This window comes from Aeromonas sp. s6 (assembly GCF_040907815.1).
In the GTDB taxonomy this organism is placed as follows: domain Bacteria; phylum Pseudomonadota; class Gammaproteobacteria; order Enterobacterales; family Aeromonadaceae; genus Aeromonas; species Aeromonas caviae.
This window is the reverse complement of sequence record NZ_JBFOCN010000041.1, coordinates 21,998-47,325: the sequence shown is the minus strand read 5'-3', so window position 1 is coordinate 47,325 and position 25,328 is coordinate 21,998. Positions and strand designations below refer to the sequence as shown.

Sequence of the window (25,328 nt, the reverse complement as noted above, 5' to 3'; positions counted from 1 at the left end):
AAGGCGACTGCGTAATGAATTTCTGGACTTGAGAGGTGCTTACAGCAAACCCGTACTCTGGTCACGCTCTTACTTTGCGGGCTCTTGCGGCGGAGCACCGTTGGAGGTGATCAAGCAATACATTCAAAACCAGCGGGGCTGACGCCCCGGCGAAATTCCCCTCCCACCTACGTCGGAGGGAGTCCCCTTTCGCATTTAAGATGGTGTTCATGGCATGTCCTGCATGGGGAAAACAAGTGGCATTGCTGGGCGCAGGCCTGGCCTGCGCCTTCACTACCCTCCTTGGCAGCACATCTCGTCCCTGTCGGAGCGCACAAGGGCGGGCCCGGAGGTGTCGGCGTCAACCAGACCGTCCGACAACACGGAGAGCCATAGCGACCGGCACGGTCACAACTTTACGTATTTTTCAAAAAAGTGAGGGAAAGGAGACGGGGCCTGTCGGCGACAGGCCCCGGGAGCACTACCCTTTCAGACCACCGAGGAATTCGGCGCGGGTGTCGGGCTGGGTCTTGAAGACGCCGCCCAGGGAGGTGGTGGTGGTGTAGGAGGTGGAGTCCATCACGCCACGGGCCTTCACGCAGAAGTGGGTCGCCTTGATGCTGATGGCCACGTCCCTGGTGCCAAGCAGGGTCTGCAACGCCAGCAGGATCTGCTGGGTCAGCCGCTCCTGTACCTGGGGACGGCGGGCGAAGAACTGCACGATGCGGTTGATCTTCGACAGGCCAATCACCTTGCCGCGGGGAATGTAGGCCACGTGGGCAAAGCCGTCTATGGTGACGAAGTGGTGCTCGCAGGTGCTGGTGAGGCTGATGTCCCGCACCATGATCATCTCGTCCACCTTCATCTTGTTCTCGATCACCGTCACCTTGGGGAAGGTGGCATAGTCGAGGCCGGAGAAGATCTCGTTCACGTACATCTTGGCAATGCGGTGCGGGGTCTCGGCCAGACTGTCGTCGGCCAGATCCAGTCCCAGCGTCTCCATGATGGCGCGCATATGACCTTCGATTTTTTCCTTTTTCTGCTGGCCGCTCAATTCATTGGCCACCAGAGGTGTCTCAAGGCCCTCGGCCTCGAGCGCCGCCCTGACCAACAGGGCTTCCTGGCTTAAGCTCGTCATCGTGTTTCTCTCCCACGCTCAGGGACTGTGCTGGCCTGCGGCATGGTGCCGCGGCGCAATCTTACAGGGCGATTATTGTCATAATTCTGTCTAACTCAAGCCCGGTGCCCGACTTTATGCCAAACCACCCCGTTTTGTCCGCACCGGCCTGCCCATTCGGGGGCAAGGCGCACGGCCGTGCCGCCTCTTCCCCACCTGCCATCCCGCGCAAGCCTCGCCCTGGTTACCCATCAGGAGGTAATTTAACGGGATAGCGCCCCAGAATCCGATCACACCGGGGCATCTGCCCCCCATTACCGCACCTTCGGCCTGCCCATCGGAGCGGATTTTTGGGATAATCCGCCCCCTACACACCAGAGAGGTCATGATGATGGGATTCGATACCGGTGCACTCCTCCCCTTGGACAAGGCCCTGCAAGGGATGCTGGAACAACTCACCTGCTGTTGCGAGACGGAGCGGTTGCCCCTGCCCCAGGCGCTGGATCGGATCCTGGCCGAGGAGATAAGCTCCCCTCTGTTCGTCCCCCCCTTCGACAACGCCGCCATGGACGGCTATGCCGTGCGCCTGGCGGATCTCGCCGCCGGGGTGCCGCTCCCCGTGGCGGGCAAGGCCTTTGCGGGCCAGCCCTATGAGGGGGAGTGGCCCGCCGTCCACTGCATCCGCATCATGACCGGGGCCCCTGTGCCCCCGGGTGCTGACGCAGTGGTGATGCAGGAAGAAACGCAAGCCGGCGACAACGGGATCACTTTCCTGACCCGCCCCGTTGCCGGCCAGAACATCCGTCGCCGCGGCGAGGACCTGGCGCAGGGTGACAGGGTGCTCGAAAGCGGCCTTCGCCTGAGCCCCAGAGAGCTGCCGCTGCTCGCCTCCCTTGGCATCGCGAACGTCACGGTGCGCCGTCCCCTCAAGGTCGCCATCTTCAGCACAGGGGACGAGCTCAAGCCTCTGGGCACCCCGCTCCAGCACGGGGACATCTACGACTCCAACCGCTACGGGGTCAAGGCGATGCTGAGCCGCATGGGCTGTGAGTGCCTGGACCTTGGCATCATTCCCGATGATCCGGAGGCCCTGCGCGCCGCCTTCTTGCAGGCCGACCGCGAGGCCGATACCCTGATCACCACCGGGGGCGTCTCGGTGGGAGAAGCGGACTTCACCAAGCAACTGCTCGAAGAGCTCGGGGAAATTGGCTTCTGGAAGCTCGCCATCAAGCCGGGCAAACCCTTCGCCTTTGGCCGGTTGCCAAACGCCTGGTTCTTCGGTCTGCCGGGCAACCCGGTCTCCGCCATGGTCACCTTCGATCAGCTGGTGCAACCGGCCCTGGCCAGACTGGCCGGTCAGCAGTTTGCACGCCCGCACCCCCTCCAGGCCCTGGCGACAGAGCCGCTCAAGAAGAGCCCGGGGCGCCTGGACTTTCAGCGCGGCATCCTGAGCGTGGGCCCGAATGGCCTCGAGGTACGCAGCACCGGCTCCCAGGACTCCGGGGTGTTCAGCTCCCTGTCCCGGGCCAACTGCTACATCGTGCTCGAACAGGAGCGCGGCAAGGTAGCCGCCGGTGAGACGGTCACCGTCGAGCCCTTCTCGGGGCTGCTGCTGTGAGTGAGATCCTGAGCGACGCCGAGCTCCTTCGCTACAACCGCCAGATCGTGCTCAAATCCTTCGACTTCGAGGGACAGGAGGCGCTCAAGCAATCCCGCGTGCTGGTCATCGGCGCCGGGGGCCTCGGCTGCGCCGCCAGCCAGTATCTGGCGGTGGCCGGGGTCGGCCACCTCACTCTGGTGGATTTCGATCGGGTGGAGCTCTCCAATTTGCAGCGCCAGGTGCTTCACAGCGACGCGCGCATCGGCCAGCTCAAGGTGGAGTCCGCGGCGACGTCCCTGCGCGCCCTCACCCCCTGGCTCGAGGTGGAGACCCACGCCGCCCTCGCCGACGAGGCGCTGCTCGATGCCCTGCTGCCAGGCCATCAGCTGGTGCTCGACTGCACCGACAACGTCGCCATCCGCAACCTCCTCAACCAGCGTGCCCGCCAGCACAAGGTGCCCCTGGTCAGCGGCGCCGCCATCCGGCTCGAAGGGCAGCTTTGCAGCTTCACCTGGCAGGAGGATGAACCCTGCTACGCCTGTCTCAGCGCCCTCTTTGGCGATCAGGCCCTCACCTGTGTCGAGGCGGGGGTGCTGGCCCCCGTGGTGGGGCTGGTGGGCAGCCTGCAGGCGCTCGAAGCCATCAAGCTGCTGGCGGGCATGGGCAAAAGCTACAGCGGCCGCCTGCTGATGATCGACGGTCTGGGTGGCAGCTTTCGCGAGCTGAAGCTTCCCAAGCGCCCCGACTGCCCGGTCTGCTCAAGACCCTGAGCAGCGCCCACAAAAAAGCCGAACCCCGGGGTTCGGCTTTTTTTATCTACCTCTGCTGTCTGCTCCCCTCAATGGGTTGAGAGGATCCGCTGCAACAGATGATTGAACCCGGCGGGATCTTCCGCCGGCCAGGCGTGGTGACCATCCGGGGTGTGGATGGTGGCATTGGGCAGGGAGGCGAACTGCTCCACCCGCCGCGCCAGGGGCAGATAGTCGTGACTGGTGGAGATGATGGCCACCGGCTGCCAGAGGGTGCCGAGACGAGCCCGCACCGACCAGCCGGGCAGCGCCTCCAGCAGCGCCTTGTAGGTCTTCTTTTTGTTGCGCACGAAGCGCCCCCGGAAGGTGTGGCGCACCTGGGCGAGATCGGGGCCGGGAAAGAGCTCGCGACCGAGCCACCACGCCAGCGGCCGCATGCCGAACCAGCGCAGCCACTTGAGGCGCATGGCATAGCGCTCCTGCTCCTTTGGCGTCTCCAGCAGAAATTCGCTGAAGCCGTTGACCAGCACCAGCCCCTGCACCTTGTGGGGCAGTTGCAGCGCCAGCTCCAGCGCCACCATGGCACCGAGCGACAACCCCACTACCCAGGCAGGCTCGGGCTGTTCGTCGAGCCAGCGGGCCACATCCGCCGCCAGGGTGGGCACGTCAAAGGGCCCCTCCTGCATGCTCTGGCCGTGGCCGCGCAAGTCGATGGCCACCACCCGGTAACGCTCGGAAAAACGCTCGATCTGCGCCTGCCAGTCGAGGCTGGAAGAGCCCAGCCCGTGCAGCAAGAGCAGCAAGGGCCCCTCCCCCGCACTGCGCAGGGCCAAGCCATGGGATTTCATTACCTGATTGCGACGCACCCGTCCCCCCTTTCTCGACGCCATGCCGGCCACTCATGACCAGCCCATCCGCACTCCGGTCCCCTGTCTACCCCTCTCCCACCAGGCTCACCGCCTTGATGTAGGCGTAGAGGCGCATGGCCGGCGTCAGGGCGAGCCGCTGCGCGGAGCGGCTGGTGATCCGGGCCAGCAGTATCTGCTGCCCGAGAGCCAACTGCAACAGGGTCTGCCCCGGTCGCACCTCCCGCACCTCCAGCAGCCGGGTCTCGAGGCAGTTGGAGAGGCTGGAGTGCACGATGGGCTCGGTGGCGATCACCAGATCCCGCGCCGCCACCTTGATCTGCAAGGGGCCCGCTTCATCGGGGGCATGCTCCATGGTCACCATCAGGGTCTGCTCCCCGAGTCGCAGGGTCGCCATCTGCTCGTGCTCGTCGTAGTGGGACAGGGTCGCCGAGAGCATGACCCCGACGTCGTCGCGACTGGCCAGCGACAGGTCGGTGCGGGCGAAGATCTCCTCGGGGGTACCCTGGGCCTCCACCCGTCCCTCTGCCAGCAGCACCAGTCCATCGCAGAGCAGGCTCACCTCCTCCATGGCGTGGCTGACGAAGATCATGGGGATGCCGCTCTCCTGCTGCAAGCCCTTGAGCACGTGGGCCTGATGGATGCGGCTGCGCCTGTCCAGCGCCGAGAAGGGTTCATCCAGCAGCAGCAGATCAGGCTCGGCCAGCAAGGCCCTGGCCAGTGCCACCCGCTGACGCTGACCCCCGGAGAGGCCGTGGGCCGGTTGCCCCAGCAGCTCGGCAAAGCCGAGGCGCGCAGCAAGGGCCTGTGGCTGCCAGCGCCCCCTCCCCTTGCGAGCCGCCAGTTGCAGGTTGCCGAGCACGCTCAGGTGGGGGAAGAGACGAGCATCCTGAAACACCAGCCCGATGCGCCGCGCCTCGGGGGGCAGGGCTGCAAGCTCGCGCCCCTGCCAGCGCAGGGCATCGCCCGGGGCCCTGTCGAGCCCGGCGATGATACGCAGCAGGGTGCTCTTGCCACAGCCCGAAGGACCGAACAGACCGAGGATGCGGCTGGGGGGCAGTGCCAGATCGCACGCCAGGGTGAAGGGGCCGAAATCACGTCTGGCCTTGAGGTAGAGGCTCATCCGAACAGCCTCCGTTGTCGGCGTTGCAGCACGCCGTAGACCAGCACCAGCATCACCAGGGAGAAGCCCATCAGGCCGCCTGCCAGAATATGGGCATTCTGGTAATCCATCGCCTCCACGTGATCAAACAGGGCGATGGAGAGCACCTGGGTCTCCCCGGGAATGTTGCCGCCAATCATCAGCACCACCCCGAACTCCCCCAGGGTGTGGGCAAAGCCCAGCGCTGCCGCCATCACGAAGCTGGGCAACGTCATGGGCAGGATGATGCGAAAGAAGCGCTCAAACGGGCCCATCCCCAGGGTGGCGGCAGCCTCCAGCTCCTTGTTGCCCATGTTGACGAAGGCGGAGGTGAGGGGCTGTACCACGAAGGGGAGCGAGTAGATGACGGAGGCGATGAGCAGGCCGAGGAAACTGAAGGCGAGCGGGGCCCCGAAGGTCTCCCGCCACCAGCCACCGAGGCCGTACTCCGGGGAGAAGGCCAGCAGCAGATAGAAACCGAGCACGGTGGGCGGCAGCACCAGCGGCAGGGCCACCATGGCCTCCACCAGGGGGCGCAGCCGGTGCTGGCTGCGAGACAGCCACCAGGCGAGCGGCGGCGACAGCAGCAGCAAGATGGCAGTGGTGCTGGCCGCCAGTTTCAGGGTCAACCAGACCGCCAGCAGATCCCCTTCACTCATAGGGTCCCCTCTCGGGTGTCGATAAAAAAACAGGGCGCCGTCATGACGGGCGCCGCCTTGGGACACGTCAGGCACCGGATTTGGCCAGCACGGGGCGGGCCGGCAGACGCCGGGCGCTTACTGCGGCAGGGCGTAACCCGCCGCCTTGATCTGCGCCTGTCCCGGCCCCTTGAGCCAGGCGACCAGGGCATCCACCGCCGCCCCTTTCTTCAGCACCAGGGCCTGCTGCTCGATGGGGGGATAGAAGCTGGCCGGCACCGTCCAGGCTTCGCCGGTCTTGCCCGCCTCCACCAGATTGGCCCAGGCGACGAAGCCCAGCTTCGCATTGCCGGTGTCGACGAACTGCCAGGTCTGGCTGATGTTGGTGCCGGTCAGCACCCGATACTGCTTGGGATCGATCATGAGATGAGCCAGGGTCGCCATGGCGGCGGCGCCATAGGGCGCTGTCTTGGGGTTGGCGATGGCCAGCTCCCCCTGCCAGTGGCGCAAGGTGGCCTCGTCAGGGGCAGGCCCCCCCTTCTGCCAGAGGCCGAGCTGACCGATGGCATAGGTGAAGCGCTCGCTCCCCTTGCCTTCCGACTCCAGCTTTTGAGGGGTCGCCACGTCGGCCGAGAGGAAGAGATCGAAGGGCGCACCGTGGGTGATCTGGGTATAGAGCACGCCGGTGGCCGCCGAACTGATGACGACGCTGTGGCCGGTCTTGGCGGTGAACTCCTTGCCGATGCGCTCTATGGTGCCCTTGAAGTTGGCCGCCACCGCCACCTTGACCTCGTCAGCCAGCACAGCACTGCTGTACATGGCGCCGGCGCCCAGCACCAACACGGATACCCATCTCTTCATTCCGTTGCTCCTTATGCTCCGGCACGGCCGGATCGATTGACGCGAGCCCGAGGCTCACTCCCCTTGTTGCCAGCGGGCCAGGGCGGCGTCATCGCTCGCCCTGGCCTCGACCCAGCGTTGCACCCCGTCGGCGATCAGCTCTTTTTTCCAGAACGGCGCCCGGGTCTTCAAGAAATCCATGATGAAGTGGCAGGCCTCGAAAGCCGCCTCGCGGTGGGCGCTGCTCACCACCACCAGCACAATCTGATCCCCGAGCAGCAGCTCGCCGATGCGGTGAATGAGGGTGCACTCCTGCAGGGGCCAGCGCCCGCGGGCCTCGGCCACTATGTTCGCCAGCGCCTTCTCGGTCATGCCGGGGTAGTGTTCGAGGGCCAGCCCCTTCACATGCTCCCCCTGATTGAAGTCGCGCACCTTGCCGACAAAGCTGACAATCGCGCCTGTGTCCTGCCGGGCAGCGAGGCGGGCATATTCGTCCGCCAGCGAGAAGTCATCCCGCTGCACCAGGATGCGATCGATCATGGTTGCCTCGCTCATCATCAGCCTCCGGTCACCGGCGGGAAGAAGGCGACCTCATCCCCGTCATGGAGGGGGGTATCCAGCGGTACCAGGGTCTGGTTGACCGCCACCAGGAGCTTGCCGGATTCGAGCGCCAGCGCCCACTTGTCACCTCGCTCGCTCAAGGCGGCGCGAAGGACATCGGCACTGGCGTAGTCGCAAGGCAGGCTGAGCTCGTCGCAGCCGACCAGCTCACGCACCTGGGCAAAAAACAGAACCTTGATCATGCCTGCTCTCCTTGGGTCGCACCCAGCTGGAAATGACCGGACTTGCCGCCCTTTTTCTCCACCAGACGCACCTGCTCGATCACCATGTCCTTTTGCACCGCCTTGCACATGTCGTAGATGGTCAGGGCCGCCACCGAGGCGGCGGTGAGCGCCTCCATCTCCACCCCGGTCTTGCCCGAGAGCTTGCACAGGGTGCGGATATGGACCCGATTGTGCGCCGTCTGGGGGGCTATCTCTACCTCCACCCGGGTCAGGGCCAGGGGATGGCACAGGGGAATGAGGTCGGCGGTCTTCTTGGCCGCCATGATGCCGGCGATGCGGGCGGTGGCGAACACGTCCCCCTTGTGGTGCTGACCACTCAGGATCAACGCCAGGGTCTCGGGGGCCATGGTCACGAAAGCCTCGGCGCGGGCCTCGCGTTCGGTCACCTGCTTGTCGGTGACATCCACCATGTGGGCCTCGCCGCTCTGGTTGAGATGGGTCAGGTTCATCTATGCACCTATCGAAAAATAAGATGGATGATCCGGGTTTACTCCCGGGATCACAGATGGGTCACGAAGTTGCACGGCCGGGTACGGGCATCGAGCTGATCCCGGATAAGCTGTTCCCAGCCCAGACGGCAGGCGCCGGTGGAGCCGGGCAGGCAGCAGATCAGGGTGCGATTGGCGAGCCCTGCCAGGGCACGGCTCTGCATGGCGGAGCCTTTTATCTCGGCAAACGAGAGCTGGCGGAACATCTCGCCAAAGCCCTGCACCGTGCGCTCGAACAGCACGCCGACCGCCTCGGGCACCCGGTTCTGCTCGTTGAAGCCGGTGCCGCCGTTGATGAGCACCACCTGGACTCCCTCGTCGGCAATCCAGTCGCTCACCTGGGCGCGGATGCGAAACAGGTTGTCTGGACAGAGCGCCCGATCGGCCAGCACGTGGCCGGTCTGGGTCAGGGCCTCGACCAGATAGTCCCCCGAGCTGTCATCGGCAGCGGTGCGACTGTCGGAAACCGTCAGGACGGCGATCTTGAGAGGGATGAATTCGCTGTGTTTGGGTGCCATTGGGGCCATTCCTGTCAATCATTGACCACGAGAGGATGAGGTGAACGCGCCGCACCGTGGTGCCAGCCATGAAAGGAGCCGGTGGGCGCCGCGTTGCCGGGAAGGGATTCTATCAAAAGATGTCTGGCTGGGGGGCGTCATTGCCCATTAATCTCGAAGGCCGCCGGATCCCGAGGATCCGGCGGCCTTCCCATCAGAAGCCTGGCACCCCTTTCATGTCAGGCAGTTGGTGCGCAATCCCCTTGTGGCAGTCGATGCAGGTGTTGGCCCCGCTTGCCAGGTTGGTGGAGTGCATCTGGGCGGCCCGACGCCCTTGCAGGGAGAAGTCCATGTACTCGAAGTTGTGGCAGTTGCGGCACTCGCGCGAATCCGTCTCCTTCATCCGCTGCCACTCCCGCTCGGCCATCTCCCGCCGGTGGGATTCAAACTTCTCGCGGGTATCCACCTTGCCGGTGATCATGCCCCACAGCTCCTTGGAGGCCTGCACCTTGCGGATGATCTTGTAGGTCCACTCGTGGGGTACGTGGCAATCCGGGCAGCTGGCCCGCACGCCGGAGCGGTTGGCGTAGTGGATGGTGTCGCGGTACTCCACGAACACGTTGTCCTTCATCTCGTGGCAACCGGTGCAGAAGGCCTCGGTGTTGGACGCTTCCATGGCGGTGTTGAACCCGCCCCAGAAGATGACGCCACCGAAGAAGCCCATCAGCAGGATGACCCAGAGGGCCGCCTTCGACGGTGACTTGAAGGTGGTCCACAGACGCTTCACAAAGCCGGGTAATTTCATCTATGGGCTCCTCAGTTCAGCGCTTCAACCGGTTTGAAGGTATTGTTCACCAGCGGCTTGGCGTCCGCTTGCGGCACGTGGCACTGCAGACAGAAGTAGCGGCGCGGAGAGACTTCGCCCAGGGTCATGCCGTCGCGGGTCTCGAAGTGGGTGGGGCTTATCTTGGGGGCCTTCATGGCACTGGCGTTCTTGAAGCTGTGACAGGCCAGGCACTTGTTGACCTTGTTGTCCACTTCATAGTTGCGGGTGTCGTGGGGGATCAGCGGGGGCTGGTGCATGTACTGGCGATCGTAGAGGTCGCCATCCTTGCGAAAGTTCTTCAGAGGGGCCGCGTCGGCATCCGTCACCAGATCCGTGCTTCCCCGCTCCGACTTGATGCCCCCCGTGCTGTTGGTGATCTCGGGGACGGCCGCCATCAAGGAACCCGCCATCAGGCAGGCCAGCATTGCTCCAATCAGCTTCTTCATTATGTGTTCTCCGACGTTTTCTCTGCCTTGACGGCAAAACCTACAGTGATTTCAAAAACTTGCTCCGCGCAGACATCGATGCAACGGCCGCAGTTGGTACACTCCTGAGCCGCAATCAAGGGCCCGTGACCACGCCTGGCACCGTGAACGGGGCCGCGCAGGATGGGACGCTCCGGGCAGACCGCATAACAATCCATGCAGTTGCTGCACCGCTCGCGCCCCGAGGCTGCAATCTTGATGAACCCGACCCGGTTGACCAGGGCATAGAAGGCCCCCACCGGACAGAGGTGGCCGCACCAGCCCCGCTCCACCACAAAAAGGTCGAACAGGAACAGCACCGCCAGCAGGCCCCAGCCCGCCCCCATGCCAAACAGCAGGCCCCGCAGGGTGAGCGACACCGGATTGACCAGCTCCCACACCAGCACGCCTGTGATGGCCGGCGCCACCAGCACCATGGCCAGCAGCCAGTAGCGGGTAGCGCGGTTGAACTGACCATTGCCCTTGAGCCCGAGCCGCCCCCTGAGCCAGGCGGCGACATCGGTGACCAGGTTGACTGGACAGACCCAGGAGCAGAACACCCGCCCCCCGACCAGCCAGTAACCCGCGAGCACCAGCCCGGCCCCGAGCCACAGGGTGGGGATGGGCCACTGGCCCGCCGCCACCGACTGCAACAGGGTCAGGGGATCCGTGAGGGGCACCGTCTCCAGCAGCAGGGAGCTGGAGAGGTTGCCCTTGAGGATCCAGATGCCCGCGAGCGGCCCCAGCAGGAACAGCCCCAGCACCCCGAACTGGCAAAGCCGGCGCAGCAGCAGGAAGCGGTGGGCACGCCACCACCCCAGCCTGGCCGTGGCCTCGGCCCCTGGATACCGACTCATAGACCCTCCGGTTTGCGGGTCGGCAGGGTGAGCCTGTCGCCGATGAGCGATTTGCCCGCCTTCGCCTTCTCTTCCCAGCCGAGCCGGTAGTGGTGACCCAGCTCCCCCTTGGCAAGCTGGCGAGGCACCACCTTGATGGCCGCCTCCTCCAGCACGCAGGCGTGCTCGCACTTGCCGCAGCCGGTGCAGAGATCGCTGTGCACCGTGGGCAGGAACATGGCGTGCTTGCCTGTGCGCGGGTTGTGCTGCAGCTCCAAGGTAATGGCCTTGTCGATGAGGGGGCAGACCCGGTAGCAAACGTCGCAGCGCAGCCCCAGGTAGTTGAGGCAGGTCTCGTGATCGATGAGCACCGCCACCCCCATCCGCGCCTGATCGATATCGGTCATGGCCCGATCCAGCGCCCCGCTCGGGCAGGCCGCCACGCAGGGGATGTCGTCACACATCTCGCACGGAACGGCGCGCGCCTTGAAGTAGGGGGTGCCGGTGGTCACGGGTTCAAACAGCCGGGCGAGCTTGAGGGTGTCGTAGGGGCATGCCTCGACGCAGAGCCCGCAGCGCACGCAGGCGCCGAGAAACTCGGCCTCGTCGAGGGCGGCCGGCGGGCGCAGCGCCTGGGCAGGCAAAGCCTGCACCTGCTGGCGCGCCACGCCGCCGAGCCCCACGCCAAGCAGGCCCACACCGCAGACCCCCTTGGCCATGTCGGCCAGAAACTGGCGCCGACTACGACTCATCTCGCGCTCCCCCGCCTCAGGCCTTCATGACCTTGACGGCGCACTTCTTGTAATCCGTCTCCTTGGAGAGCGGATCGGTGGCGTCCAGGGTCAGCTTGTTGACCAGCTGGCTCGCATCGAAGAAGGGCATGAACACCAGTCCCTTGGGCGGACGGTTGCGGCCACGGGTCTCGACCCGGGTCTTCACCTCGCCCCGGCGGGAGGAGACGATCACCTCTTCACCACGGCGCACGCCACGGGCCTTGGCATCTTCCGGGTGCATGAACAGCACCGCATCCGGGAAGGCGCGATAGAGCTCGGGCACGCGACGGGTCATGGTGCCGGTGTGCCAGTGCTCCAGCACGCGACCGGTAGAGAGCCACATGTCGTACTCTTTGTCCGGAGCCTCGGCGGCGGGCTCATAGGGCAGCGCAAAGATGACCGCCTTGCCGTCGGGCTTGCCGTAGAAGCGTACCCCCTCCCCCGCTTTCACGTAAGGGTCGAACCCTTCGCGATAGCGCCACAGGGTCTCCTTGCCGTCCACCACAGGCCAGCGCAGGCCGCGGGCTTCGTGATACTGATCGAACGGCGCCAGATCGTGGCCATGGCCGCGACCGAAGGAGGCGTACTCCTCAAAGAGCCCCTTCTGGACGTAGAAACCAAAGTGCTCGGCCTCGTCGTTCAGGGCCCCCTTGCTCTGCTCTTTCGGGAACTGGTTCACCTGGCCGTTGGCATAGAGCACGTCGAACAGGGTCTTGCCCTTCACTTCCGGCATCTTGGCAATCAGCTCAGCCGGCCACACCTCTTCCACGGTGAAGCGCTTGGAGAATTCCATCAGCTGCCACAGGTCGGATTTGGCCCCTTCCGGTGCCTTCACCTGCTGGTGCCAGAACTGGGTGCGACGCTCGGCGTTGCCATAGGCCCCCTCTTTCTCCACCCACATGGCGGTGGGCAGGATGAGGTCGGCCGCCTGGGCTGTCACGGTCGGATAAGGGTCGGAGACCACGATGAAGTTGGCCGGGTTGCGATAACCGGGCAGCGCCTCTTCATTCATGTTCGGGCCGGCCTGCATGTTGTTGTTGCACATCACCCAGTAGGCGTTGAGCTTGCCGTCTTTCAGCATGCGGTTTTGCAGCACGGCGTGGTAGCCCACCTGCTCCGGGATGGTGCCTTCCGGCAGCTTCCAGATCTTCTCGGCGATGGCGCGGTGTTTGGGATCCGTGACCACCATGTCCGCCGGCAGACGGTGGGCGAAGGTACCCACTTCACGGGCGGTACCACAGGCGGAGGGCTGGCCGGTCAGGGAGAAGGGGCCGGAGCCCGGCTGGGAGATCTTGCCGGTCAGCAGGTGGATGTTGTAGCAGAGGTTGTTGGCCCAGACGCCACGGGTGTGCTGGTTGAACCCCATGGTCCAGTAAGAGACCACTTTTTTGTCCGGATCCGCATAGATCTGGGCCAGCTTCTCGAGCTTGTCCTTGGGCACACCGGAGAGCTTGGAGACGGACTCCAGATCGTAATCCGCCACGAACTTGGCGAAGTCCTCGAAGCTCATGGGGGTGGAGTCGCCGCTGTCCGGGTTCTTGGCCTTTTGCTGCAGCGGGTTGGTGGGACGCAGGCCGTAGCCGATGTCGGTCACCCCTTTGCGGAACTGGGTGTGCTTGTTGACGAAATCCCAGTTCACCTTGTCGTTCTGGATGATGTAGTTGGCGATGTAGTTGAGGATCGCCAGATCGGTCTGGGGGGTGAACACCATGCCGTTGTCCGCCAGCTCGAAGCTGCGGTGCTCGAAGGTGGAGAGCACGTGCACCTGCACATCCTGGTGGGACAGACGGCGATCGGAGATGCGCGACCAGAGGATGGGGTGCATCTCGGCCATGTTGGAGCCCCACAGCACGAAGGCGTCGGCCTGCTCGATATCGTCGTAGCAGCCCATGGGTTCATCCATGCCGAAGGTACGCATGAAGCCCACTACCGCGGAGGCCATGCAGTGACGGGCATTGGGATCAAGGTTGTTGGAGCGCAGGCCTGCCTTCATCAGCTTGGCGGCGGCATAGCCTTCCCAGACGGTCCACTGGCCGGAGCCGAACATGCCGACGGCGGTCGGGCCCTTCTCTTTCAGGGTCGCCTTGAACTTCTCGGCCATGATGTCGAAGGCCTGATCCCAGCTGATGGGGGCGAAGTTGCCGTTCTTGTCGAACTTGCCGTTGGTCATGCGCAGCATGGGCTGGGTCAGGCGATCCTCCCCGTACATGATCTTGGAGAGGAAGTAGCCCTTGATGCAGTTCAGGCCGCGGTTGACCGGTGCATCGGGATCCCCCTGGGTCGCCACGACGCGGCCAGCCTGGGAGCCCACCAGCACGGAGCAGCCGGTCCCGCAGAAGCGGCATGGCGCCTTGTCCCAGGTGATGGCGGTCTTGTCGGTACTGGTGATCAGGTTCGCCGCCAGAGTGGGGGCACTGACACCGGCCACGGCAGCGGCTGCCGCCACCGCATTGGCCTTCATAAAGTCGCGTCGACTCAGCTTCATGACATATCCTCGCATTGCTTAATCACATCAATGACAGCCATTGTGACGAGCCGCGCTGGCTCAGCTCCATGGCGCTTTATTCCTTTGCTCTGGGCTTTTCGTTCATCGAACGCAGACAACAGACCCGGCATCCCGTGTATTACCCATGGCGGTCAGCGAACGACTCTTGCGCTTCTGCCACATGACGCCTTATTCCCCATCTTCGGCGTCCATTTCATCGAACTGGTGGTAGATCAGGGCCGCAGAGAGCACCCCGGGCAACCCCTGAATGGTGTCGATGGCCGCCATGATGGGGCGCTGGCTCGGCCCCTCCAGGGTCACCACCAGCTTGCCCTCCTCGCTGACGGCGTGGATCTCGGCCCCGTCCAGGGTCGCAATCCGCTCTGCCAGGGCGTGGCGCAGATCGGGCTGGGTCAGCACCACCAGGCTGGATACATGGAACTCTTCTCGCGTCATATCACCGTTTTCCAACTTGTTCGTCTCTTGGGTCATCGCGAAGCCTCGCCACGAGACAGACCGATGCTGATGCTGCCCACCGGGCAATCCGCCACGCAGGCCCCGCAGCCGTTGCACGACTCGGCATGGATGCTGGGGGTGGGTACGCGCCCCAGTCGGGGGGAAAAGCGGATGGCCTGCTGCTCGCAGCTGTCCTGACAGCGCTGGCAGAACACCTGGGCCGTAGCCAGACAGCCCGCCTCGATATGGGCCACATACTCCCAGGGTGTCTGGGTTGTCGGCCTGAATACCGGCGCCTGGCAGGCGCTGACGCACTCGGTGCAGAAGGTGCACTCGCCGCGGTGAAAATCCACCGTGGGGAAGCCCCCGTCCCCCTTGATCAGGATCTGCTCCGGGCAGGCCGCCAGACAGTCGCCGCAGCGGGTGCAGCCAGCCACGAACTCGTCCCAGGAGACGGACCAGGGCAACTGGATCCCGGCCTTGGGGGCGCTCAGGCGTCCCCGAAACAGGCCTCTGCGTGACAAGTTGACCCCGTCGGTCATATCGACTCCTCTTTTCGGGGACGGATGCCCCCGCGCGGATCCCGTGACTGGCATTTTCAATACCAATTATAAGCGTGGGTGTATATTGCGGCCCTGACAAGTCAGGGGATATACCACCAGGGAGATAAACAGGGGGGATTTTTGCGCTGGATCAAACCCTTGGCGCAATTAGACACAACAGGGGCAAGGTAAATTACCCCTATGTGAGGATTGATAATTAATCGAAGGTTATTTGAGGTGCACGGCGGCTGTCAGCCGCCGATGGAGGCCAGGTGGGGGGTCATGCCTGCATTGCCTTCATGGAGGCGATGGGTGGCGGCCTTGCCGGTCAGCGCCTGGCGAATACGCCATTGCAGCGCCTCCTGCTGGCTGTCATCGGTGAGCAGATCCCTCAGTTCCACCCCGTTCTCGCCAAAGAGACACAGGTGCAGCTTGCCCTTGGAGGAGACCCGCAGCCGATTGCAACCGGCGCAAAAATCCTTGCTGTAGGGCATGATGAGCCCCACCCCGCCCCTCGAGTCCGGATGCGTGAACACCTGGGCAGGGCCATCATCCAGGCCGCGCAGCTGCTGCACCCAGCCGCTCTCTTGCAGGCGCTGCTTGATGAGTTCACCGCTGGTATGGTGATCGCGAAACAGGGCGTCCATCTCGCCGGTCTGCATCAGTTCGATGAAACGAAGCTCGATGGGTTTGTCGCGGATCCAGGCGAGGAATGTCTCGAGCTGATGATCATTGAGCCCCTTGAGCAGCACGGCGTTGATCTTGACCGACCGAAAACCGGCACTCAGGGCGGCGTCTATCCCCGCCATCACCTCCGCCAGCTTGTTCTCGCCGGTGATCTGGTGGAACTGACGGGGATCCAGGCTGTCGACGCTGACGTTCAGGGCCGTCAGCCCCGCATCGAACCACTCGCGGGCACGCTCCTTGAGGCGATACCCGTTGGTGGTCATGGCCACCTTCTCGATGCCGGGGGTATTGGCCACGGTCTCGATGATGGCCGTGAAGTCGCGGCGCAGGGAGGGCTCGCCTCCGGTCAGACGCACCTTGCGCGTCCCCATGGCGGCAAACCCGGAGACAACGCGACGGATCTCCTCCAGGGAGAGGAAGGACTGGCGCCCCTCACCATCTCCTTTCGGCGGGTGATAGCCGTCCGGCAGACAGTAGGTACAGCGGAAATTGCAGACGTCGGTGACCGACAGACGCAAATAGTAAAAGCGACGGGAAAAACCATCTTCAAGTGGCAACATAAACACCTTTCCAAATACGGGAGGCCAGGGCATTTCTTTCCTGACCCTTTCAGCTCGAACAGCGGCTGACGGCGATCTCCCCCTATCTCAATGACTTAGGCAAAATCGCTCGGAGTTCATCTAGTTTTTCGATGCTAGCACAACTTGGAGTACACTCCCATGCTACTTTGTGGGGTCTTTGTGGGTGAAAAGGGAGCCGGTCGGCATGGGAAAATGGTTCAGAGTGCAGTCGGTCAGCAGCGCCATCGGTCGCTCCATGGTGCTGATCCTGTTCATGGCCAGCCTGATCGCCGTGGTGGCCATGGTCACCCTCTTCTATTCGGTTCCCGATGCCAAGGCCATCAACCTGTCGGGCTCCCTGCGCATGCAGGCCTACCGCATGGCCTATGAAATCGAGAAGGATCAGGTCGTCCTCGGTCGGCTCGCCCAGTTTGAACAGACCCTTCATGCCCCCGAGCTGCAGGAGACCCAGCGCTGGATCACGCCCGCCTCCCTGCGCCGCACCTATGGTGAAGTCCTGCTGCAATGGCAAGTGATGCGCGAACACATCGAGAATGCCACTCCCAGCCGTTATACCGACAATACGGAGCAGTTCGTCGCCGCCATCGATGACTTCGTCAACCAGATGCAGTACCACGTGGAGTTCAAGGTGCGCATGCTGGCCCTGGCAGAGGGGCTAGGGCTGCTCGCCATCATCACCATCGCCTGGTGCACGGTGCGCTTCACCCGCCAGCAGGTGGTAGCGCCCCTCAACCAGCTGGTCTATTGCGCACGCCAGATCCAGCGTCAGGAATTCGATCTCACCCTGCCCCCCCACTGTGAGAACGAGCTGGGAGAGCTGTCGGGGGCCTTCGCGACCATGGCCGACGAGCTTGGCAAACTCTACCGGGAGCTGGAGAGCAAGGTGGAGGAGAAAACGGCCAAGCTGCAACAGGCCAACGACACCCTCTCCTTCCTCTATTCCACCGCCCAGAAACTGCACGCGGCGCCCCTCAGCCGCCGCACCCTGCAAAAGCTGCTGGAGCGGGCCGCCGCCCACCAGCACATCGAGTACATCCGCCTAACCCGCTTCGAGCACAATGCGATGCCGGTCTACATCACAGGTCGCAAGGGGTGGCCGGGGGATCTGGACGCCGTGGTGAGCTTCTACCTGCAGATGGATGACGAGGAGTACGGTCGGCTCGACATGATAAGCGACCACCCCATCGACGAGAGGCTGATGAAGAACTTCTCCATGTTGCTGGCCCAGGTGCTGCACAAGGATCAGACCCTGCTGCAGCACCAGCGCCTGCTGCTGATGGAAGAGCGCGCCGTCATCGCCCGTGAACTGCACGACTCCCTCGCTCAGGCCCTCTCTTACCTGAAGATCCAGGCCACGCTGCTCAAGCGCTCCTTCGCCAAGGGGGACAGGGCCAAGACCGAGGCAGCCATGGAGCAGATCGACGAGGGACTCAGCAATGCCTATACCCAGTTGCGCGAACTGCTCGGCACCTTCCGCCTCAGCATCGGCGATGCCAACCTGGGTGAAGCCATCGCGGTCATGCTCGAGCAGCTCAAACCCCAGACGCACGCCGACATCAGGCTCCAGTACGGACTGACGGACACCGACCTTGAAGCGGGGCAGCACATCCACATCCTGCAGCTGATCCGTGAGGCAGTGCTCAATGCCATCAAGCATGCCAGCGCGCGGCACATTGACGTTAGCTGTGAGACCCTGGCTGATGGTAACATCCAGGTTCAGATTGCAGACGATGGTGTTGGAATAAGGGGCGCAAGCTCGGCGGTGAATCACTACGGTCTCAGCATCATGAATGAACGCGCCAGCAAATTGCGCGGCCAGTTGACCATCAGTGAACCGCCCTCCGGGGGCACCCGCATACACCTGACCTTTCCCACCAGCCTAACAAGAGACGCCTGATGGACGAGATGAAATACAGTGTTCTGGTCGTGGATGACCACCCCCTGATGCGCAAGGGAATTGTGCAACTGCTGGAGTTGGAAGATAACATCGACGTGGTTGGCGAGGCCTCCAACGGCACCGACGCCGTGGCCATGGCCAAAGAGTCCGAACCGGACCTTATCCTGCTCGACCTCAACATGAAGGGGTTGTCAGGTCTCGATACCCTCAAGGCGCTGCGGGCCGAAGAGGTGACTTCCCGCGTGGTGATCCTGACCGTCTCTGACGCCCGCCAGGATGTGGTTGCCCTGCTCAAGGCAGGCGCGGACGGCTATCTGCTCAAGGACACCGAGCCTGACATGCTGCTGGCCCAGCTGGCTGACGTGATGACCGGCAAGCAGATCCTGAGCGAGCCGCTACGTCCCTATCTCGAGAACATCTACGAGCTGGACCACCTGCAGCAGAAGCTGGAGAGCCTGACCCGACGCGAGATGCAGATCATGCGTGAAATCGCCAAGGGGTTGTCCAACAAGCAGGTCGCCTCCGTGCTCCATATCTCCGAGGGAACCGTCAAGGTCCACGTCAAGAGCCTGCTGAAAAAGCTCGAGGCCCAAAGCCGCGTCGAAGCAGCCGTCATGTACCTGGAACAGCGCAACTGAGGTCCCGGCCTCCTGCCAGCAAGGGGTCACCATCCGTGCCTCCTTGCTGGCCCCCTCTCCTTTTCCCCAAATGGCGCGGAACCCGGTGCTCTATTGAGTAGATGGATTATTATTTTCATGACATCGCACGGGAAGGAAACATCGACATGACCTTTGAGCAGATAGAGCTGGTCCAGAAAGCCTGGGGCAGGGTGAGTGCCCTGAACAACAGCTATGTCCAGGAGGTGTATGAAGAGCTGTTCAGATTGTCCCCCGAACTCAGGGCCCTCTTTCCCCCATATCAGGAGCTGCCCGTTGCCAAGGTGTCGGACACCCTGAACACCGTCATCACCAGCCTCTCCCAGCTGGATGCACTGGGTTTCATCATTCGCGATCTCGGCAGGCGTCACCAGCGATTCAACGTTCAACCCCACCAGTTTGCGCTGCTCAAACAGGCGCTGACCCAGGTACTGGCACGGCGTCTCGGCAGTGGTTTTACCCCGGCACTACACAGCACACCGAATTGACCACCTGATCCCCTGGCCTTTGCCCCCAATCGCTGAATGGGTCTGTAACAGGCATTTTGCATGAATCAAATTTGCAATATGCGAAAATAGACTCATTCTGCACACGGGGTATGTTCGGCGCCCTAACACCTCACCTGAATCCCTTTCGCACTACCTTGCTTGCATTCGCGACATCAAATCACAATAGATTGATTTTAAATGGATATTAAAAATAACCACGGGAAATAGCTCACCCCTTCGCCACGCCACCTCTCTCTGGCACGGTCACTGCATTGTCACATTCAGCAATGACTGATTAGGAGGATGGAACATGAAACTTCAACAACTGGCACTGTTCCCCTTGCCGTCCCATATTCTGCCCGGCGGCAAGCTCCCCCTTCGCCTGTTCGAGCCGCGCCACCTGCAGATGCTCAAGGAGTCCTTCCTCGAGGATCGTGGCTTTGGCATCGTGATGGAAGAGACCACCAGCACGGGCACCTGCGGACGGATTCTCCCGGTCGGAACCCGCGTCAAGGTGACTGATTTTTATACCCTCAACGACGGTTTGCTCGGGGTCACCGTGCTCGGCCTTGAACGCTTCTGCATCCACGAGATGGAAACGGATAGCGCAGGCCTCAGGCACGCCCAGGTCGAGCCGTTGCCCAACTGGCCGAGTGCGGATTCTGATGTCAGCGACAACCAGCTGGTCAGCCGATTGAGAGAGGTCTTTGCACAATACCCGGAACTGGATGAGCTCTACCCGGACAAGCAGTTCGACGATGCAGCCTGGCTCTGCCAGCGCTGGCTCGAGATCCTGCCCATGCCGATCTATGAAAAACAGATGTTGATTGCCAAACAGAACAGTGAAGCGGCGCGCCAGTTCTTGCGCCGACTGATCGCACAGTGAGTCAAAGAGTGAGTCAACGGTTAGTTTGCAAAACGCGAATTCTCGGCACTGCATTCTTATAATGAAAAAATGAGAATTGCATTTTGCAATCACGGTAGCGATAAATAACACACAATTCAGCTACAGGCCGCAAATAACAGGTTTTGAAAAGTTGGCACGACTTTTTCATATAAAACCGTACAACCCGATTTATCCCGTGCTCTCTTCAGTATTTGCTGAAGAATTGGTCAACCACCAGGTTGACCATTTTTTTTACCCAAAATCGGCCGACATCACCTGCAATGGCGGAGCAGGCAGCTTCGCAGCCTGGCAAGACTGATGGGTTTGGCCAGAAAATCGTTCATGCCCTGGGCAAGGCAGCGGGCCCTGTCCTCCATCATGGCATTGGCCGTCAACGCGACGATGGGCACCTCGCACCCCATGTCCCGCAGGCGCCGGGTCGCCTCCAGCCCATCCATCTGCGGCATCCGCATATCCATCAGGACAAGGTCCGGCTGCTGCTTCGCCACCTGTGCCAAGGCCTCCAGACCATTGCCTGCCAGCCTCACCCTGCACACCAGCTTCTGCAGCATCAGGGATACCACCAGCTGATTGACCGGACTGTCTTCCACCACCAGCACATCCAGCTCCAGTCTGGCGCACTCTTCACTGCCGGGGGCGGCGGCCGGAGCACAGGGAGAGGCCATCCCGGGCAGCTCGAACCAGAAGCAGCTTCCCAGCCCAGGCGTGCTCTGCACGCAAATGTCTCCCCCCATCAGCTGCACCAGCCGCCTGCAGATGGCCAGTCCGAGCCCCGAGCCGGAGAAGCGGCGGGTTGCCGAACTGTCGACCTGATAGAAGGGTTCGAACAGCAACGCCTGATCCTCGGTGGAGATGCCGATCCCCGTGTCGCTGACCATGACCCCCAGCTTTTCCTCCTCCCAGGTCAACGCCAGACGCACGCTGCCGACGGAGGTGAACTTCACGGCATTGCCAAGCAGGTTGCCTATCACCTGGGAGAGGCGGACGGCATCCCCTTGAAGGCGTTCAGGGAGCGTCTCATCCAGATGCCAATGCAGTGTGATTCCCTTAGCACTGGCTTGTGCCTGCAAGGGCTCCACCAGGGCACGGCACAGCTCGGCTGGCTGAAAGGGTTCACAGTGCAGCGTCAGGGTATGTGACTCTATTTTCGAGAAATCGAGCACGTCGTCGATGATGGTCTGCAACAGATGCGCAGAGTGGGTGGCATGACCGATGAGGGTCTGTTGCGGAGTGTCGAGCCGGCCGTGCTGCAGCAGATCCAGCATCCCCAGCACGGCGTTCATGGGAGAGCGGATCTCGTGGGTCATCATGGCGAGGAACTGGGATTTGGCACGGTTGGCCGTCTCGGCATCGTCCCGCGCCCGCGCCAGCTCCTGCTCGCGGCGGATCTGGCTGCCTATCTCCCGCGCCGTACCCCGATAGCCGAGGAAGCGGCCACCGGCATCATGGCAAGGCTCCGCATTGATCTCCATCCAGCAAGGCCCGCCCGCCAGCATCACCTGGGCCCGCATTCCCCGCACCGGCAGATGGTGGGCGATCAGGTGCCGGTAGTGACTCCAGGCCGGGTCCTGCTTGTCGTGGGCAAAATCATAGAGGCTTCTCCCCGTCTGGCGGGCCAGCACTTCCCCCTGATAGCCAGGGGCAGAGACATAGCTGAGCCTGTGCTGGGGATCGGTCTCCCAGAACCAGTCAGAGGCCATGGCGGCAAAACTGCGAAAACGCTGTTCGCTGGCCTGCAGGGCCAGGGTCTTGAGGTCAACCTGTTCTTGCAGGCGAGCCCGATAGGCGATGTTGACCAGAGCCTGGGAGATGAGCGGGCGACAACGCTGCATCGCCGCCTTGCTCTTGAGATCGAAGGTGCCCGCCACGCTGTGCCGGCAGATGAGCACACCGGAAAACCCCGGTCCCTGCAAGCCTGTCATCATGACGCTGGCCCAGCCCGGCGCCCCTGCCAGCGGCGCCAGCTCAGGCAGTTGGGCGGGATCATAGATGACCAGGGTCTCCCCCTCGATGGCCCTGGAGAAGAGCGGTGTCAGCGACCAGGTCCGGCCCACCTCGTCCGGCTGGGTGCTCAGATGGGTGCTGCCCCTCACGGCCTCCCAGGCGACCACGTCCGCCTGTTCGAATCCGATAAAGGGCTTGAGAGCAAGAATGAGACTCTCCAGTACCTGCTCCAGACTCTGGGCCTGTGCCAGGGTCGCCACCCCGCACAGCAGGGCTTGGGACTCCTCCCGATATCTGGCCTCCCGCTCCCGGCAACGCATCAGCTCCACCAGCGTGGTTTGCAGTTTGTCACCCAGGGTTTCGAGTTCGCTATTGCCTATCATCTTGAATCCAGCACAGTGTCAGCTCTCGAGGAAGATTACGCTCGACACCATGAGGTTGCCGTGTGCCAGCTCACCATGGGGTAATCGTCCCTGTTCACCGAAGGTAAAGGGCGTGATGAAGGGGATCTCACCCAGCCTCTGACTGAATTGACTGACGATGTCCCCCAGCCTGTCCCCCAGTGCCAGCCGACAACCGGCACAAAACACCACCAGGGCGCCAAAGGGGCGCATATTGCTCGCCATGCCATATTCAGGCTCGATATTCACCGCATTCAGGCTGCGCTGCAACAACCCTTCCTGGCTGCTGTACATGAGCAGCAGCCGCTCTCCCAGTCGGGTTTCGGTAAAGAGGCGCAGCCCCTCCCGCGCCGTCACCGCCTCGGGATGGGAGAGCTTGTAGTAGGGCAGGTCATCGAGCATGCCGACCTGACGGGCCAGTGGCGAGAGCGTCGTCTCCCTGAGGATGGGGCCCACCGGCCAGGGCGTCGCACGCTCGGTCCAGCGACCATAGACCCGGGCCGCCGGCTCGTGATCGATGGTCAGCACCTCCCGCCCGTCTATCCCGGTAATGATGCCGCGACACTCGGTGGGTACATAGCCTGAATGAAACTGGAACGCCAGTTGGCAATCGGGGTAAAGCACCGCCAACACGCACCCTTGTGATCCCTCCCCTTCGTCCCAGCACAGCTGCCACTGCCCGGCCACGCCGTCGTCTGCCGCCGACCCGCCGACGACGGGAACGGTCGCGCCAAACTCGGCGTCGATCCCCGCGAGCACAACCTCCTCCAGCCCCGGGCTGGTGTGCAGCAACACGAGCTGCGGCAGCTCTCCCGGTCGGCCACCATCGGCGATGGCGCGGCGCAGCAATGCCCGCACATCCGGTTGATCCCCCATCTGGCCAGCCACGCCATAGGCCCCCTTGTCATCATAAAGGGCGGCGACCGACAGGCTCCAGCCATGCCGACCATGATGGCCATCCTGGGTCAGGATACCGCCGCAGGAGCTGCAACCGATCAGCCGGGTATCGGGAAAACGTGCCTTGAGCGCACGGCGCAGTTCCGCCGCCTCGTGTGCTTGGGTAAAATAGACCAGCAACAGCGATGGAACATGGGATGACTGGGCATGCAACCGCTCTGTAACTTGTTGGGCGGCCAGTGGGGTCGTCTCGGCAAGCGAGTGAGCCGTCAGGAAGTTCAACATCGTCTCCTAGGGGTACGGGATGCTGGCATCAAGCAAAAATCATACCCTTATCAAACAATTACCTGGCCATGGAGACTAGAATGGTGCTCACTGGCCTCCCACGGGATCACTGCATGTGGCAAAAAAATATCAATGACTTCGACCGGGTCGTCGCCATCGGCGGCGGGCACGGTATGGGCCGGGTGCTCTCTTCCCTGTCGTTCTTGGGATCCCGGCTGACGGGCATCGTCACCACCACGGATGATGGCGGCTCCACCGGACGCCTGCGCAAAAGCCAGGAGTGCATCGCCTGGGGGGATCTGCGCAACTGCCTCAACCAGCTGGTGACCACCCCCAGCATCGGTAGCCAGCTGTTCGAGCACCGCTTTACCGGCCGCGGCGAGCTGGCGGGCCACAACCTCGGCAACCTGATGCTGCTGGCCCTCGACAACCTCTGCGTGCGCCCCCTGGATGCCATCCGGCTCATCAGCGACATGCTGGAAATTGAACCCAATCTGCTGCCCATGTCCGAGCATCCCACCGATCTGTGCGCCCACACCGTCTGTGGCGATCAGATCCTGGGAGAGGTCTCCATCGATCAGCTCACCACACCGCCACGGGCCCTGAGCCTGAAACCGGTCGTGCCCGCCACGCGCGAAGCGGTCGAGGCGCTGAGCCAGGCCGACATGATCATCCTGGGGCCGGGCAGCTTCCTCACCTCCATCATGCCTCCTCTGCTGCTGCGCGAGATTGCGGAGGCGATCCGCAGCAGCCGCGCCATCGTCGTGTTCATCAGCAATCTGGTGGACGAAGAGGGTCCGGCAGGCCAGTTGTCACTGTCCAGTCAACATCGTTGGCTGGAAGAGCGGATAGGCAGCGGCCGGATCGATGCCATTCTGGCTCCCGAGGGCCCCCAGGTACCCGAGTTGCAGCACTGCCTCGTTCGGGCCGAGCTGGGTGAAGCGGCCCTCCCCCACCGCCACGACCGCCTCAAGCTGCGTCTGGCACTCGACACCGTGATCCTGAGCAGGCTTGGCGAGCGCGACATGGCGGGCTGATGCCCCTCTGGATCAGTGAAACTGGGCCAGATGGGTGAAGACCTGAGGCAGGGAGTGCTCCAGCTCAGCCAGCAGTCTGCCGGCCTCTTGCTCATCTTCCCGGCGACAGGCGGACTCCAGATCCATCACCTGCTGATAGCTGGGTTTGGCGCCATAGCTGCCACAGGACGATTTCATGCTGTGGGCAAGACGCGCCAGGGCTGACCAGTCCCGCTGCTCAAAAAGCGGTCTTAATTGGGCCAACTGCTCGCCTACCTCTTCGACAAACACCGAGATGACGACCGGCATCATCTCGTGACCGATGTCATCTGCCAGTTGTCGCAGCACTTTCTGATCCAGCCACTCCATCTTCTCTTCCCTATGATGGTATTCAAACAGACCACAATATAGCGGACCCACAGCCCCG

General features: G+C 62.9%; 28 protein-coding genes and 1 riboswitch. Of the genes, 8 read left to right on the top strand and 20 right to left on the bottom strand.

Annotation, left to right across the window (positions count from 1 at the left end):
* Positions 1-142, top strand: a 142-nt coding sequence (locus tag AB5Y50_RS06080) for a transposase (RefSeq protein WP_319861765.1), incomplete at its 5' end; no start/stop codon positions are given.
* Positions 143-460: 318 nt separating this feature from the next.
* Here AB5Y50_RS06080 and folE read toward each other — a convergent pair.
* Positions 461-1,117 (bottom strand): GTP cyclohydrolase I FolE, encoded by a 657-nt coding sequence (gene folE, locus AB5Y50_RS06075; RefSeq protein WP_010674171.1) that lies wholly within the window; start codon positions 1,115-1,117, stop codon positions 461-463.
* Positions 1,118-1,487: 370 nt separating this feature from the next.
* Here folE and moeA point away from each other — a divergent pair, with 370 nt between their 5' ends.
* Both moeA and moeB read left to right on the top strand, forming a co-directional pair.
* Entirely contained in the window at positions 1,488-2,714 is a 1,227-nt protein-coding gene (gene moeA / locus AB5Y50_RS06070) for a molybdopterin molybdotransferase MoeA (RefSeq protein ID WP_052814829.1), read from the top strand.
* Positions 2,711-3,466 carry a molybdopterin-synthase adenylyltransferase MoeB gene (gene moeB, locus AB5Y50_RS06065; RefSeq protein ID WP_052814816.1) on the top strand — a complete coding sequence of 252 codons (756 nt, stop codon included), beginning with the start codon at positions 2,711-2,713 and terminating at the stop codon, positions 3,464-3,466. The genes moeA and moeB overlap by 4 nt, the downstream gene beginning before the upstream one ends.
* Before the next feature lie 68 nt (positions 3,467-3,534).
* Here the strand turns inward: moeB and AB5Y50_RS06060 are convergent, their stop codons facing one another.
* The 16 genes from AB5Y50_RS06060 to moaA all read right to left on the bottom strand — a co-directional run bounded on the left by AB5Y50_RS06060 (position 3,535) and on the right by moaA (position 16,389).
* Complete coding sequence (locus tag AB5Y50_RS06060; RefSeq protein ID WP_049636339.1) at positions 3,535-4,311, bottom strand: alpha/beta fold hydrolase; 777 nt, start codon at positions 4,309-4,311, stop codon at positions 3,535-3,537.
* Positions 4,312-4,378: 67 nt separating this feature from the next.
* A complete protein-coding gene (gene modC, locus AB5Y50_RS06055) occupies positions 4,379-5,434 on the bottom strand; it encodes a molybdenum ABC transporter ATP-binding protein (RefSeq protein ID WP_052814818.1) in 1,056 nt (351 codons plus the stop codon).
* Positions 5,431-6,111 carry a molybdate ABC transporter permease subunit gene (gene modB, locus AB5Y50_RS06050; RefSeq protein WP_010674165.1) on the bottom strand — a complete coding sequence of 227 codons (681 nt, stop codon included), beginning with the start codon at positions 6,109-6,111 and terminating at the stop codon, positions 5,431-5,433. The genes modC and modB overlap by 4 nt, the downstream gene beginning before the upstream one ends.
* 117 nt (positions 6,112-6,228) lie before the next feature.
* Positions 6,229-6,951, bottom strand: a complete 723-nt coding sequence (modA, locus tag AB5Y50_RS06045; protein WP_052814820.1) for a molybdate ABC transporter substrate-binding protein — start codon at positions 6,949-6,951, stop codon at positions 6,229-6,231.
* A 54-nt stretch (positions 6,952-7,005) separates the two neighbouring features.
* Positions 7,006-7,485, bottom strand: a complete 480-nt coding sequence (gene moaE, locus AB5Y50_RS06040) for a molybdopterin synthase catalytic subunit MoaE (protein ID WP_052814822.1) — start codon at positions 7,483-7,485, stop codon at positions 7,006-7,008.
* 2 nt (positions 7,486-7,487) lie between these two features.
* The gene (gene moaD / locus AB5Y50_RS06035; protein WP_048207331.1) at positions 7,488-7,733 is read right to left on the bottom strand and encodes a molybdopterin synthase sulfur carrier subunit; all 246 of its coding nucleotides are present in this window, start codon (positions 7,731-7,733) and stop codon (positions 7,488-7,490) included.
* The gene (gene moaC, locus AB5Y50_RS06030; RefSeq protein WP_052814825.1) at positions 7,730-8,224 is read right to left on the bottom strand and encodes a cyclic pyranopterin monophosphate synthase MoaC; all 495 of its coding nucleotides are present in this window, start codon (positions 8,222-8,224) and stop codon (positions 7,730-7,732) included. The genes moaD and moaC overlap by 4 nt, the downstream gene beginning before the upstream one ends.
* A 50-nt stretch (positions 8,225-8,274) precedes the next feature.
* Positions 8,275-8,781, bottom strand: coding sequence for a molybdenum cofactor biosynthesis protein B (moaB, locus tag AB5Y50_RS06025; protein ID WP_039038846.1), 507 nt, complete (start codon positions 8,779-8,781; stop codon positions 8,275-8,277).
* A gap of 193 nt (positions 8,782-8,974) precedes the next feature.
* Entirely contained in the window at positions 8,975-9,565 is a 591-nt protein-coding gene (locus AB5Y50_RS06020) for a cytochrome c3 family protein (protein WP_010674159.1), read from the bottom strand.
* An 11-nt stretch (positions 9,566-9,576) separates the two neighbouring features.
* Positions 9,577-10,032 carry a nitrate reductase cytochrome c-type subunit gene (locus AB5Y50_RS06015; protein WP_041212738.1) on the bottom strand — a complete coding sequence of 152 codons (456 nt, stop codon included), beginning with the start codon at positions 10,030-10,032 and terminating at the stop codon, positions 9,577-9,579.
* Positions 10,032-10,907, bottom strand: coding sequence for a quinol dehydrogenase ferredoxin subunit NapH (gene napH / locus AB5Y50_RS06010; protein ID WP_049636341.1), 876 nt, complete (start codon positions 10,905-10,907; stop codon positions 10,032-10,034). Before napH ends, AB5Y50_RS06015 begins: the two co-directional genes overlap by 1 nt.
* Positions 10,904-11,638, bottom strand: coding sequence for a ferredoxin-type protein NapG (gene napG / locus AB5Y50_RS06005; protein WP_049636342.1), 735 nt, complete (start codon positions 11,636-11,638; stop codon positions 10,904-10,906). Before napG ends, napH begins: the two co-directional genes overlap by 4 nt.
* 16 nt (positions 11,639-11,654) lie before the next feature.
* Entirely contained in the window at positions 11,655-14,144 is a 2,490-nt protein-coding gene (napA, locus tag AB5Y50_RS06000; protein WP_103858284.1) for a nitrate reductase catalytic subunit NapA, read from the bottom strand.
* A 189-nt stretch (positions 14,145-14,333) separates the two neighbouring features.
* On the bottom strand, positions 14,334-14,636 hold the full coding sequence (locus tag AB5Y50_RS05995) for a chaperone NapD (protein WP_010674154.1): 303 nt from the start codon (positions 14,634-14,636) through the stop codon (positions 14,334-14,336).
* Positions 14,633-15,142, bottom strand: a complete 510-nt coding sequence (gene napF, locus AB5Y50_RS05990; RefSeq protein ID WP_010674153.1) for a ferredoxin-type protein NapF — start codon at positions 15,140-15,142, stop codon at positions 14,633-14,635. Before napF ends, AB5Y50_RS05995 begins: the two co-directional genes overlap by 4 nt.
* 251 nt (positions 15,143-15,393) lie before the next feature.
* Complete coding sequence (gene moaA / locus AB5Y50_RS05985; protein WP_103858285.1) at positions 15,394-16,389, bottom strand: GTP 3',8-cyclase MoaA; 996 nt, start codon at positions 16,387-16,389, stop codon at positions 15,394-15,396.
* Positions 16,377-16,516: riboswitch (molybdenum cofactor riboswitch) on the bottom strand. It overlaps the preceding gene by 13 nt.
* A gap of 78 nt (positions 16,517-16,594) precedes the next feature.
* Between moaA and narQ the strand changes: the two genes are divergently transcribed.
* The 4 genes from narQ (at position 16,595) to AB5Y50_RS05965 (ending at position 20,337) form a co-directional block, all read left to right on the top strand.
* Positions 16,595-18,307 carry a nitrate/nitrite two-component system sensor histidine kinase NarQ gene (gene narQ / locus AB5Y50_RS05980; RefSeq protein ID WP_041215515.1) on the top strand — a complete coding sequence of 571 codons (1,713 nt, stop codon included), beginning with the start codon at positions 16,595-16,597 and terminating at the stop codon, positions 18,305-18,307.
* Complete coding sequence (gene narL / locus AB5Y50_RS05975) at positions 18,307-18,945, top strand: two-component system response regulator NarL (protein WP_039038841.1); 639 nt, start codon at positions 18,307-18,309, stop codon at positions 18,943-18,945. The genes narQ and narL overlap by 1 nt, the downstream gene beginning before the upstream one ends.
* Before the next feature lie 146 nt (positions 18,946-19,091).
* Positions 19,092-19,451 carry a globin domain-containing protein gene (locus tag AB5Y50_RS05970; RefSeq protein WP_010674149.1) on the top strand — a complete coding sequence of 120 codons (360 nt, stop codon included), beginning with the start codon at positions 19,092-19,094 and terminating at the stop codon, positions 19,449-19,451.
* 310 nt (positions 19,452-19,761) lie between these two features.
* Complete coding sequence (locus AB5Y50_RS05965) at positions 19,762-20,337, top strand: LON peptidase substrate-binding domain-containing protein (RefSeq protein ID WP_010674148.1); 576 nt, start codon at positions 19,762-19,764, stop codon at positions 20,335-20,337.
* Positions 20,338-20,609: 272 nt separating this feature from the next.
* Here the strand turns inward: AB5Y50_RS05965 and AB5Y50_RS05960 are convergent, their stop codons facing one another.
* Positions 20,610-22,685: an ATP-binding protein gene (locus AB5Y50_RS05960; RefSeq protein ID WP_010674147.1), complete on the bottom strand. Its 2,076-nt coding sequence runs from the start codon at positions 22,683-22,685 to the stop codon at positions 20,610-20,612.
* 18 nt (positions 22,686-22,703) lie between these two features.
* Entirely contained in the window at positions 22,704-23,885 is a 1,182-nt protein-coding gene (locus AB5Y50_RS05955; RefSeq protein WP_041201554.1) for an FIST signal transduction protein, read from the bottom strand.
* Between the two features lie 113 nt (positions 23,886-23,998).
* On the opposite strand from AB5Y50_RS05955, the gene yvcK reads away from it, so the two are divergent.
* Entirely contained in the window at positions 23,999-24,922 is a 924-nt protein-coding gene (gene yvcK, locus AB5Y50_RS05950) for a uridine diphosphate-N-acetylglucosamine-binding protein YvcK (protein WP_029314269.1), read from the top strand.
* Between the two features lie 12 nt (positions 24,923-24,934).
* On the opposite strand, the gene AB5Y50_RS05945 is transcribed toward yvcK, so the two are convergent.
* A complete protein-coding gene (locus tag AB5Y50_RS05945) occupies positions 24,935-25,270 on the bottom strand; it encodes an Hpt domain-containing protein (protein WP_010674144.1) in 336 nt (111 codons plus the stop codon).
* Between the last annotated feature and the right edge of the window lie 58 nt (positions 25,271-25,328).

Bases quoted from the DNA above. Each gene is read 5' to 3' on its own strand.
- AB5Y50_RS05955 (WP_041201554.1), bottom strand. From the start codon at position 23,885: ATGTTGAACTTCCTGACGGCTCACTCGCTTGCCGAGACGACCCCACTG.
- napF (WP_010674153.1), bottom strand. From the start codon at position 15,142: ATGACCGACGGGGTCAACTTGTCACGCAGAGGCCTGTTTCGGGGACGC.
- moaE (WP_052814822.1), bottom strand. From the start codon at position 7,485: ATGAGCGAGGCAACCATGATCGATCGCATCCTGGTGCAGCGGGATGAC.
- napG (WP_049636342.1), bottom strand. From the start codon at position 11,638: ATGAGTCGTAGTCGGCGCCAGTTTCTGGCCGACATGGCCAAGGGGGTC.
- moaC (WP_052814825.1), bottom strand. From the start codon at position 8,224: ATGAACCTGACCCATCTCAACCAGAGCGGCGAGGCCCACATGGTGGAT.
- moaA (WP_103858285.1), bottom strand. From the start codon at position 16,389: ATGTTGCCACTTGAAGATGGTTTTTCCCGTCGCTTTTACTATTTGCGT.
- moaB (WP_039038846.1), bottom strand. From the start codon at position 8,781: ATGGCACCCAAACACAGCGAATTCATCCCTCTCAAGATCGCCGTCCTG.
- napH (WP_049636341.1), bottom strand. From the start codon at position 10,907: ATGAGTCGGTATCCAGGGGCCGAGGCCACGGCCAGGCTGGGGTGGTGG.
- modA (WP_052814820.1), bottom strand. From the start codon at position 6,951: ATGAAGAGATGGGTATCCGTGTTGGTGCTGGGCGCCGGCGCCATGTAC.
- moeA (WP_052814829.1), top strand. From the start codon at position 1,488: ATGGGATTCGATACCGGTGCACTCCTCCCCTTGGACAAGGCCCTGCAA.
- AB5Y50_RS06015 (WP_041212738.1), bottom strand. From the start codon at position 10,032: ATGAAGAAGCTGATTGGAGCAATGCTGGCCTGCCTGATGGCGGGTTCC.
- folE (WP_010674171.1), bottom strand. From the start codon at position 1,117: ATGACGAGCTTAAGCCAGGAAGCCCTGTTGGTCAGGGCGGCGCTCGAG.
- AB5Y50_RS05960 (WP_010674147.1), bottom strand. From the start codon at position 22,685: ATGATAGGCAATAGCGAACTCGAAACCCTGGGTGACAAACTGCAAACC.
- AB5Y50_RS05945 (WP_010674144.1), bottom strand. From the start codon at position 25,270: ATGGAGTGGCTGGATCAGAAAGTGCTGCGACAACTGGCAGATGACATC.
- AB5Y50_RS05970 (WP_010674149.1), top strand. From the start codon at position 19,092: ATGACCTTTGAGCAGATAGAGCTGGTCCAGAAAGCCTGGGGCAGGGTG.
- AB5Y50_RS06020 (WP_010674159.1), bottom strand. From the start codon at position 9,565: ATGAAATTACCCGGCTTTGTGAAGCGTCTGTGGACCACCTTCAAGTCA.
- modB (WP_010674165.1), bottom strand. From the start codon at position 6,111: ATGAGTGAAGGGGATCTGCTGGCGGTCTGGTTGACCCTGAAACTGGCG.
- modC (WP_052814818.1), bottom strand. From the start codon at position 5,434: ATGAGCCTCTACCTCAAGGCCAGACGTGATTTCGGCCCCTTCACCCTG.
- yvcK (WP_029314269.1), top strand. From the start codon at position 23,999: ATGTGGCAAAAAAATATCAATGACTTCGACCGGGTCGTCGCCATCGGC.
- AB5Y50_RS05995 (WP_010674154.1), bottom strand. From the start codon at position 14,636: ATGACCCAAGAGACGAACAAGTTGGAAAACGGTGATATGACGCGAGAA.
- napA (WP_103858284.1), bottom strand. From the start codon at position 14,144: ATGAAGCTGAGTCGACGCGACTTTATGAAGGCCAATGCGGTGGCGGCA.
- AB5Y50_RS05965 (WP_010674148.1), top strand. From the start codon at position 19,762: ATGAAACTTCAACAACTGGCACTGTTCCCCTTGCCGTCCCATATTCTG.
- narQ (WP_041215515.1), top strand. From the start codon at position 16,595: ATGGGAAAATGGTTCAGAGTGCAGTCGGTCAGCAGCGCCATCGGTCGC.
- narL (WP_039038841.1), top strand. From the start codon at position 18,307: ATGGACGAGATGAAATACAGTGTTCTGGTCGTGGATGACCACCCCCTG.
- moaD (WP_048207331.1), bottom strand. From the start codon at position 7,733: ATGATCAAGGTTCTGTTTTTTGCCCAGGTGCGTGAGCTGGTCGGCTGC.